The following is a 9,786-nucleotide window of genomic DNA, read 5'->3' on the forward strand; positions in this document are numbered from 1 at the left end:
GCGAGTAAAAATTTGAACGCAACATTTATTTGTATTTAAATGATAATTTAATTCGAGTAACGCGGTATTGTGACCAAGATTTATTTTTAGAGGTGCCCTAAAGAAAGGATGAGATCGGTGAATGGTAGTGGTCTAATAAAAACGTATACCTCGATAGGATAATTATTCAGCTAGAGAGGAATCGCAATGAGCAAGCATTACGAAGTCGCATTTAAATTAGAAGTTGCACGCATGGTAGTTGATCAAGGACTGAGTATCACGCAAGTGGTTAAAGACATGAGCATAGGCCGTACAGCGGTAAGCCGCCGGATTGAACAATATCGGGCTGAGTAACTAGGTAAACCCAGTATCGTTAAGCCTGTCACTGTCGAGCAGCAACGCATCCGCCAACTGCACGCTGACAATGAACTATTAAAAAAGCATTGACCTTCTTTGCCAGCGAATTGAGATGATCAACAACCTCATCAAGCAAGGGCAGCAGCAGAAGGCCATCAGTCAAGCATGTCGCATATTACAAATCAGCCGCTCGGGTTATTACACCGCCAAACGACGCATCGAGAAGCCAGCTATTTGTGTCGCCAGTGTGCAGGTTAAAGCCGCTTTCGTGGCGATTCAACGCTTCCGCATGATTCCTTAACCTTAACCGCTTTCGCCACAAGATTAGCTTCCGTGGCAACTGCTTCATAGTCCTGCCAATATTTTCATTGCTGAGCAATTGTCGCCATTCGTCAGGCGTTGGCGGACGCTTATGTTTTTCGAGAACAGCATTCACGCTCGTCTGCACCAGTCGAGCTACGGTAGTACTATTCAGCCATGCAGGCAAACGGGAACTCACGGCTGCACGCAACGATTTTGGCACAGGATCATCGAAAATTTCGCCTGAGTTCTTGTAATACCGACCGTCTTTCTGAACGCCCATCATCACGGCGATAAGCAGGTGGGTTGAATCGTCATATACGCGCTGCTTGCCCTGTCTGGATCCCCATCCCAGCAACGGTAAATACAGACCAAACAATTCGCTTGCATATGTGTATGTACCCTTAAATTTCTTTAAATTCGACATCGGAAACCTCCTTCTTTCAATCCAAACCGGATCATTACTTTCTCCGGAGATGCGGCAAAGCGCTCCCTGTGGCCAGCTACGTTCGCGAAAGTCGCCGTCACTCGATCTGATGTCCGTTGAACGATTGGATTGCCTTGGTTAAAGGCTAGCGCGCGTCCTCCGGATACCGTGATTTGCCGGCCACCCAGTTGTAGACGGTGCTGTCCCAGCGCTTCCCGTGGTTCCGGCTGCCACTTGATCCCTTGTGGATGCCGATCAGGTAACGCTTCCCGTCGTCCTTGAGGTAAATTGCGGAACCGCTCTGGCACCCAAAAGTATCAATGGTGTGCTTCACTCGGTACTTTTTGGTCGCGGTGATGTAGGTGCCGCCGGCGGTTAGTCCCATGCCCCAAGTTTGCGGATAGGGATTCTTGTCGCAGGGGTAGCCGTAGAGATAGGTCGAGCGCCCTTCGATGGTGCTCTCCGACGCGGTCCAGGATCCCAGCCAGTCGCTCGAGGTCTGTGAGCAGTTGAGCTTGAGCACTGCGTAGTCATACTTCACGTCGTTGGTGTCGACCCATCCGCCGGGCACGGTAACGGTGTAGCAAGTGAAGCGACCGTAGGGATAGGTGGTGGTGTCGCCGGCATCGGCACCGCGTCCGTACTTGGGGAAGTTGCCACCGACCTTGATCCACGTATTGTTGGCGGTGTTGTAGACGCAGTGGGCCGCGGTGACGATGGTGGTGGGCGAGATGAGCGTGCCGGTGCAGCCGGCGTCCGACTGGACCATGGTGCGCCAGGGGTGAGAGGTGTTGCTGCGTCGAACGGCCCGGCTGTCGTTACCGATGATCTGCTTCAGCTCAATCTGCTGCAGCGCAATCTGGCCAGATCCGAGATTCTCCCGGTCGGTATCCTCGAAGGCGTCCGACGGCTCTTCGGACTCGGTCGGCTCCTCGTCGTCGACCGCAGTGTTTTTCGATCCCGGCGACCGCGCTTCGGGCAACTTGCCTGCGAGAATCAGTCTAGCCAGCTCGAGCGCCGGCTCCGCCTGCCTGTACTCATATCCGCCCATCAGGGTGACGCCGCGCAACGCCTCGGAGAGGCCCTCCAGCGTCTCAGGCTCGGGCGCTTCCTCGTTGCCGGGCAAGTCCGCCGGCTCGGGCAGACCGTGCGGGCCGATTTCGACTTCGGACGTCTTGGCTTGCCCGACGAGCACGTAGCGCGTACCGCTGTCATCGACGATCTCCTTCGGTGCCTTCCCGATGAACTCATTCGTCTCCGCGTTGATGGCCAGCGGCATGCGACCGCAACCGGCCGCGATCGCCACGGTTACGAGAGTGCACATCAGTCCTGCTTTTTTCCCCGTCATTGTCATCTCCTTAGGTATAGAAAAATTTTCTTTATCGGATTATTCCAAGCTACTTGAGCATATCTGACACAAGCTAGAGCTGCATACTTCAGTTATGCACAAATTGCGCCAGGACAAAATAATTATTCAATATATTGATTATTTTTAAATATATTATTTTTCATAGAAAAAGTGGCGGGTCATATTTGACCCATCAAAGTGAATATTGAAGAAAATTTATGTGCTGCAATACCCCTACAGCAAATAGAATGCATCGGATTGACCCACTTCTGGGTTATTTTTGACCCGGGCAGGCAGAGCATAGAAAAATAGAAGCATTTTTCACCAAACCTGGTATTAAAAATCCTGAATTCTGTCAAACACACCGAATCTGAATCAGTGTTCCAAATTAACATATGCGGATTTGGACTAGCATGAAAAATCGGCTTAAGGAGAGCAAAATAAAGCGGGATATATTATTTCAACTCAGGTAGCCCTATTCAATGGGCACATAGTTGAGTTCTGTAACTCATGGCACTCGGTTATGGCCTCACTGAGCAAAAATGAAACGACTAAAATGACAAAACGACGCGATCTAAACCATAGCGTTTGATCATCGGACAGCGACGAGTAACGTCTAGTACCTGGCATACGATCTATTGATGGGATTCGACGCGGCATTTTCTTTTTTACTATTCTCTAAGATCAATATACTCCCAAATTTAGTAACACCTAGATTAGGGTACCGTACCAATATTTAATCCAATACAGAAAGTTAAGAATATTAAAATGTTAATTTTTGAGCCTACTTGAAATGTACTAAATTGTATTTAAGATACTGTTTTATTTGTCAGCTTGTTCACTTTATCGACATTAACTCAAGCTAATTCGATTGCCTGCTTTAATACCTATATAGTGCTTGCCAGAAAACCTCTATTTTTTAAATAGTCCTCCTCCCTGAGTTTTCAGTATGTGCTCCACAAATTTTTATTTTTGTTGCGTGCACACGCAACAAGTAGACAAACAAACGCACCCAATTGATACATATCAGGTTTGGGGATTGCGGCTTGTAGGTATCCTCAACTTATCGAGCAATGATGAATCAAGCAATAAAGATGGTATATGAGAGCGTTGATTATAGGATGCTGGAAATTGCCGATGCTTTTGGGTTGCATTATCCCACTGTCAGCATAGCGTCCCATCAAGCTTCACTCAAAAAAGCATGGTTACACGTCCTGGATCCGCACCTTTTTCTTTAACCAAGTACCATGTAAGCTTGGCCTTATATGTTCCGATTACGCAAAGTTCAATAATAAATAAAAAGGAAAAACGCTAATGAAAAAAGCCGAACAAGCCGTCCGTAATATTTTTTCTCTCGCGGATATAAATATTAATGGTGAACGTATATTTGATATTCAAATTAATCGTCCTGAATTCTATGAGCGGTTTTTGGCGGATGGCGTTATTGGTTTCGGTGAAACATACATGGAAGGCTGGTGGGATTGTGAGGCGCTTGATGTAATGATCGACAAGGTACTGCGCGCCGACCTCGAGCACGCGGCATCCCCATATAAAATGATAATACCGTTTTTATTATCAAAAGTGATAAACCATCAACGCCGCTCTCGTGCTTTTAAAATCGGTGAATTTCACTATGATTTAGGCAACGATCTATATCAAAAAATGCTGGACAAACGCATGACCTATACCTGTGGCTACTGGAAAAATGCCCATGACTTGGAGTCAGCGCAGGAAGCAAAATTGGACTTAGTGTGCCGCAAGATGGGATTGCAACCCGGAATGCGAGTTTTGGATATCGGTTGTGGCTGGGGCAGCTTTGCCGCATTTGCAGCGGAAAGGTATAAAGTTCAAGTATTAGGCGTAACAGTATCTAAGGAACAAATCGAACTTGGGCAACAAATGTGCAAGGGACTTGATGTCGAATTACGATTACAGGATTACCGCGATGTGAGCGGTCAATTCGACCGCATAGTCTCTCTGGGCATGTTCGAACATGTTGGGCGAAAGAATTATGTAACCTACATGCGACAGGTTCGCCGTCTACTTGTCGACAACGGCTTATTTCTATTACACACCATCGGTACAAATACACCCAAAACCAGCGTCGATCCGTGGACCGATAAATATATTTTTCCTGGCGGTATGTTACCGACAATAAAACAGATAGCTTCGGCCAGTGAAGGTGTTTTCGTAACAGAGGATCTACATAATTTTGGAACAGATTATGACCTTACGCTTATGGCCTGGATGGCAAACGTGGATGCCCACAAAACGGCATTGAAGCAAGCGGGCTACGACGACCATTTTTACCGTATGTGGCGTTTTTTCTTACTTGGCGCCGCTGGTGGCTTCCGTTCTCATCGAAATCACTTATGGCAAATTGTCTACTCTAAGCGTGGTATAGATAACGGCTATCAGTCAGTACGCTAGTGGATGGGCGAATCAGCGCTGCTATCGTAACTCCAAAGATGTTCTGAGATAGGTGGAAGTGCATGCAGAAGAACGCTTGCGCACACACTTGATGACAGGCCACAAAATTAATTATCGCAAGGTCACTATGCCTTCAATGGCTTATGTGTTAAGACCGGCAGGCTGCTAAAATTCAGAAGATCTCTGCAGGTATTTTAACCAAGGAATTATTTTCTTGACGGACGAATCCACTATAGACATAGTATCGAGCTAGCAGCCTGTCGGACTTAAAGGAAATCGGCTGCAAATTGAGCTGAGTGGTGACTATTTCTCCGCTTTTTTGGGCAATAGAACAACTATTACCCTGCAAAATCGTCACAAAATATCCTCGCTCAGTTCAATTTTCGCTACAATTATTTAAGTCTGACAGGCTGTTAGGTAAAGATTACACAGTGAACCAATATTGCGAGGGCGTGTGATGTTTAATAAAGAAATGGTCATGGCAACGTTTGGGTGCTTACCAAATGAATACCCGCAAGTGCTTGAGAAGAAATTCCCTCATGTCCTGAGTAAAATCATTGCACTCTGGAATTCACCTCATTGCGCATCCTACTTCACAGACCTATTGCAACAAAATGGCCGTGGTGGTGGAAGAATGAATCGAGAGGGTTTCCCAGAAGAAGCATGGTGGGAAATATTTAAATTGAACGAGATTTGTTGGATGCGCCGGTCTGAATTTGACGACAATTACTGTTAATCAGCACCCAACTATTTCTATTCTTAGCTCGGCTGAATTTCATTGCAGTTAGTCAAACCTTAGCTGCATCCGGCCTTACTGGTGCCAACGGGTGCAGAATGACAGCCTCATTATCCGTCTCATCACCCTTTCTCCATGAACCGCTCAAGATGCGCAAGAAAGGCGCGCGTCTTGGCAGGCAGGTAGCGTCGCATGGGCAGCACTGCCCATGCCGGCACGGCAGGAAGGCACCATTTCGGTAATATCCGCACCAAACGTTTGTGGCGTTCGTCTGCTGCCACAAAATATTCCGGTAGCGCACCGATGCCCGCTCCGTCCAGCAATAGCTGCTGGATCATATCAGGCGAATTCAGGGTGAGACGTCCGGCTGGAACCCCTTCCCAAACCGTTTTCCCACGTATTAGTTTCCATGGAACTGGGCTTCCTCGTGATGAAATCAAACGAACTGCTGCATGATGTTCCAGCTCATCAGGATGCTGAGGTGCAGCATGAAGCGCGAGATAAATGGGGCTGGCATAAAGGCCGAAACGAAGCTCGTCTATCTTGCGTGCCACCAGTGTAGAGTCGTTTTCCAGCGCACCCATTCGAATGGCAAGATCGAAGCGTTCGCCGATCAGATCAACACGCTTCGAAGTTAAATCAAGTTCAAGTTGTATCTCGGGGTAGGTTTCGATGAATGTGGCGATAGCACGCGAGAAATGGTGTCTGGCATAGTCGCCAGGCATGGAAACGCGCAAGCGCCCACGCGGCTGCACATCCTGACTGCGCAAGAAATCTTGTGTGGCAGAGACTTCTTCTGCAACACGCCGGCAATGATCAAGAAACTCCTGCCCGAAATCGGTGAGTGTAAGGCGACGAGTTGTGCGCAACAGCAGCCGCTGCCCAAGTGCTGCTTCAAGATTCATAAAGCGGCGAGAAACCGTGGCTTTGGGCATGCCGAGATGTTCTGCTGCACGAACCATGCTTTTTTGCTCAACGATGGCAACGAACAGGATGAAGTCGTCAGCGGAGATGTTTTTTTGTTCCATTTATGGAATAGTTTATCTCATTTTGATATCTTTATCTATTCTACTGAGCCATTTATGATGTATTCACTTTCTGACTTTGGATGAGTAAAAAATGAAATTATTAGCGTTTGCAGCCAGCAATAGTAAGAAATCCATCAATAAGCAATTGGTGACCTATGCTTCCAGCTTGATAGTGGGTGCTACAGTTGACGTACTGGATCTGAATGACTACGAATTGCCATTATTCAGTGTGGATAAAGAAGAGGAGCTTGGCCATCCAGAATTGGCCAAAGCATTTATGTCAAAAATAGCATCAAGTGATGCGGTAATCATTTCTTTTGCTGAGCACAATGGCACCTACAGTGCCGCTTATAAAAACCTGTTTGATTGGTGTTCGCGCGCGAGTAAAAAGGTGTTCCAGGAAAAACCACTTGTCTTGCTTGCTACATCACCGGGTGCGCTCGGCGGGGCAAGAGTATTGGCTGCTGCGACCAGTTCAGCACCATTTTTTTCGGGCCAAGTTAAAGCCAGCCTGTCTATTCCGAGTTTTTATGAAAATTTTGATGTCGAGCGTGGAATGCTGAAAAATGAAGCATTCAAGACTAAATTAATCGAAGCAGTCAGCCGGTTAAGGGAGCCGCTACCTGCTGCCTGATTCAAAGCTTTCATTCTTTAACGAGAGGAGCCATCATGAATACCATTAAACCAATCGCACTACCTGAGTCGCGCGGCATTGACCGCATCATCAAAGGCGTTGCCACCTCAGACGGCGCAGGAGTGAAGTTGACCCGCGTGCTTACCGGTAAATTGCAGCACCGACTTGATCCATTTTTGATGCTGGATGCATTCGGCAGCGATAAGCCGGACGACTACATCGCGGGTTTCCCGGATCATCCACATCGTGGTTTCGAGACGGTAACCTATATGCTCTCCGGACGGATGCGGCATCGTGATAACGCAGGCAACGAGGGGCTGTTGGAAAATGGCGGCGTACAATGGATGACCGCGGGGCGCGGCATTATTCATTCTGAAATTCCTGAACAAAAAGACGGCGTGATGGAAGGTTTTCAACTGTGGCTCAACTTACCCGCGAAGCACAAGATGACCGAGCCTTGGTATCGAGATATCGCAAGTCAGGAGATTCCACAATACGTAACAGCAGAAAACGTTACCGTGCGTGTAATTGCCGGAACAAGCAACGGCGTGACAGGCGCAGTTACACGTGAAGATACCGAGCCAATGTATCTGGACATTAACATACCTGCTGGCGCTTCGATCTCTACGACATTGCCTGCCACACATAATGCTTTCATTTATGTCTATCGCGGCGCAGTGAAGATTAGTGACACACAAGTGGAATCTCATCGTATGGGAATCTTGAGTAACTCAACTGAAGCCGATGGTGTGACGCTTTCAGCGATGGAACATGCGCGTCTGATCCTGGTCGCTGGCAAACCGCTTAACGAACCGATTGTGCAGTACGGGCCGTTCGTGATGAACACGCAGGAAGAGATCCATCAGGCAATGGATGACTTCAGGAATGGTCATCTTGCCTGAATCAAATAATTTTCATTTCAATGCCCCCCGGTAAAGCCGGGGGGTATTTAGTTTTTTTCGAGTAACACCGTATTATTGCAAGTCAACAAAATTTAATTCTATGCAAGGACTTCAATGATTACGGAACGGTTTGATTTATTGGTGATCGGTGGCGGCAGTGGTGGTGTGCGAGCTTCGCGTATGGCGGCGCAGGCAGGTGCGCGCGTGGCATTGATCGAAGGCGCCGCTATGGGCGGCACTTGCGTCAATCTAGGCTGCATTCCCAAAAAACTGTATAGCTATGCAGCACACTATGCAGAGGCCTTCGAAGAAGCGCATGGTTTTGGCTGGACCATATCCGAAAGACCTAAATTGGATTGGGACTTACTCAAAGCTAATCGAAGCAAAGAAATTACTCGTCTCAATGCGGTGTATATCAATCTACTTAATAACGCCGGGGTAAAGATCATCACCGGCTGGGCTAAGCTGCTTGATGGCCATACCGTACAAGTCGATGGGGTCAATTATCATGCCAAGAAGCTGTTAGTCGCCACTGGCGGCACTCCGATGGTGCCAAGTATTAAAGGAGCAGAACATGCGATTACATCCAATGAGATGTTCGATCTGACACTTTTCCCAAAACGCTTGCTGGTGGTGGGCGGTGGCTATATTGCCAGTGAATTCGCCTCTATTTTTAACGGTCTTGGTGCGCAAGTCACGCAGCTATATCGTGGTGAGCAGATACTGCGCGGATTTGATGATGATGTGCGTCATTTTCTGGCTACAGAAATACGTAAAACGGGTGTAGATTTACGCCTCAATGCTGATGTAATTGCGATAGCCCATTCCGATGCAGGTCTGAATATCAGCTTGAACGACGGCCAGACTTTACAGACCGATACCGTCTTGTATGCCACTGGGCGTAGACCGAATGTGCAAGGCTTAGGGCTGAAACAAGCCGGAGTCGATCAAAGTGACGACGGTGCGATTAAAGTGAATGAACAATATCAAACTTCCAACCCGAGCATTTATGCCTTAGGCGATGTCACCGCTCGCATTCAGCTGACGCCTGTCGCATTGAGTGAAGCAATGGTACTGGTCGACCATCTATTCGGCAAGAATCAAACGCAAATGGATTACCAGTTCATCCCTACCGCGGTTTTCACCCATCCGAATGTGGCTACTGTCGGTTATAGCGAAGCCGAAGCACGTAAAAAATTTCCAAAAATACATGTTTATCGCAGTGAATTTAAAGCACTTAAGCACACTTTAAGTGGCAGTACAGAACGCTCGATAATGAAACTCATCGTCGATGATGCGACCGATCGCGTAGTGGGTTTACATATGGTGGGTGCTGATGCTGGCGAAGTAGTTCAAGGATTTGCGGTGGCGATGAAGGCGGGTGCCACCAAGGCAGTGTTCGACAGCACTCTCGGTATTCATCCCACGGTGGCAGAAGAATTTGTGACGATGAGAGTTGCAGTCGATGAGTGATTGTCTGCGCAACAATCTTTCGGCAGATTGCCGAGGTAAATGGCATCTCTAAACATTCGAGTACGCACTTGGAGATCGCGACGAAATGATTTAATTGTTGAAGCTATCCTGATAGCCATACTTAGTCGACGCTGAAATAAACATAACCTATTGATGTTATGTTGCATTATTT

At 47.6% G+C, this 9,786-nt stretch carries 9 protein-coding genes; 6 read left to right on the forward strand and 3 right to left on the reverse strand.

Annotation, left to right across the window (positions count from 1 at the left end; translation table 11 throughout):
• Window positions 1-186: 186 nt before the first annotated feature.
• Window positions 187-333, forward strand: a complete 147-nt coding sequence (locus MJ770_RS08730; protein ID WP_239252469.1) for a hypothetical protein — start codon at window positions 187-189, stop codon at window positions 331-333.
• Between the two features lie 178 nt (window positions 334-511).
• Here MJ770_RS08730 and MJ770_RS08735 read toward each other — a convergent pair whose 3' ends face one another.
• Window positions 512-1,063: a hypothetical protein gene (locus tag MJ770_RS08735; protein ID WP_239252472.1), complete on the reverse strand. Its 552-nt coding sequence runs from the start codon at window positions 1,061-1,063 to the stop codon at window positions 512-514.
• 145 nt (window positions 1,064-1,208) lie between these two features.
• A complete protein-coding gene (locus MJ770_RS08740) occupies window positions 1,209-2,411 on the reverse strand; it encodes a trypsin-like serine peptidase (protein ID WP_239252489.1) in 1,203 nt (400 codons plus the stop codon).
• Between the two features lie 1,314 nt (window positions 2,412-3,725).
• Here MJ770_RS08740 and cfa point away from each other — a divergent pair.
• Both cfa and MJ770_RS08750 read left to right on the forward strand, forming a co-directional pair.
• Window positions 3,726-4,841, forward strand: coding sequence for a cyclopropane fatty acyl phospholipid synthase (gene cfa / locus MJ770_RS08745; RefSeq protein WP_239252503.1), 1,116 nt, complete (start codon window positions 3,726-3,728; stop codon window positions 4,839-4,841).
• Window positions 4,842-5,298: 457 nt separating this feature from the next.
• Window positions 5,299-5,577, forward strand: a complete 279-nt coding sequence (locus tag MJ770_RS08750; RefSeq protein ID WP_239252506.1) for a hypothetical protein — start codon at window positions 5,299-5,301, stop codon at window positions 5,575-5,577.
• Between the two features lie 122 nt (window positions 5,578-5,699).
• Here the strand turns inward: MJ770_RS08750 and MJ770_RS08755 are convergent, their stop codons facing one another.
• Window positions 5,700-6,605, reverse strand: a complete 906-nt coding sequence (locus MJ770_RS08755; protein ID WP_239252521.1) for a LysR family transcriptional regulator — start codon at window positions 6,603-6,605, stop codon at window positions 5,700-5,702.
• Window positions 6,606-6,696: 91 nt separating this feature from the next.
• Between MJ770_RS08755 and MJ770_RS08760 the strand changes: the two genes are divergently transcribed.
• From MJ770_RS08760 to gorA, 3 genes are all read left to right on the forward strand, one after another.
• Window positions 6,697-7,239: an NADPH-dependent FMN reductase gene (locus tag MJ770_RS08760; RefSeq protein WP_239252541.1), complete on the forward strand. Its 543-nt coding sequence runs from the start codon at window positions 6,697-6,699 to the stop codon at window positions 7,237-7,239.
• Window positions 7,240-7,274: 35 nt separating this feature from the next.
• A complete protein-coding gene (locus MJ770_RS08765) occupies window positions 7,275-8,141 on the forward strand; it encodes a pirin family protein (RefSeq protein WP_239252555.1) in 867 nt (288 codons plus the stop codon).
• A gap of 114 nt (window positions 8,142-8,255) precedes the next feature.
• On the forward strand, window positions 8,256-9,614 hold the full coding sequence (gene gorA, locus MJ770_RS08770) for a glutathione-disulfide reductase (protein WP_239252574.1): 1,359 nt from the start codon (window positions 8,256-8,258) through the stop codon (window positions 9,612-9,614).
• Window positions 9,615-9,786: the final 172 nt, after the last annotated feature.

Source organism: Candidatus Nitrotoga sp. M5 (genome assembly GCF_927904885.1).
Taxonomy (GTDB): domain Bacteria; phylum Pseudomonadota; class Gammaproteobacteria; order Burkholderiales; family Gallionellaceae; genus Nitrotoga.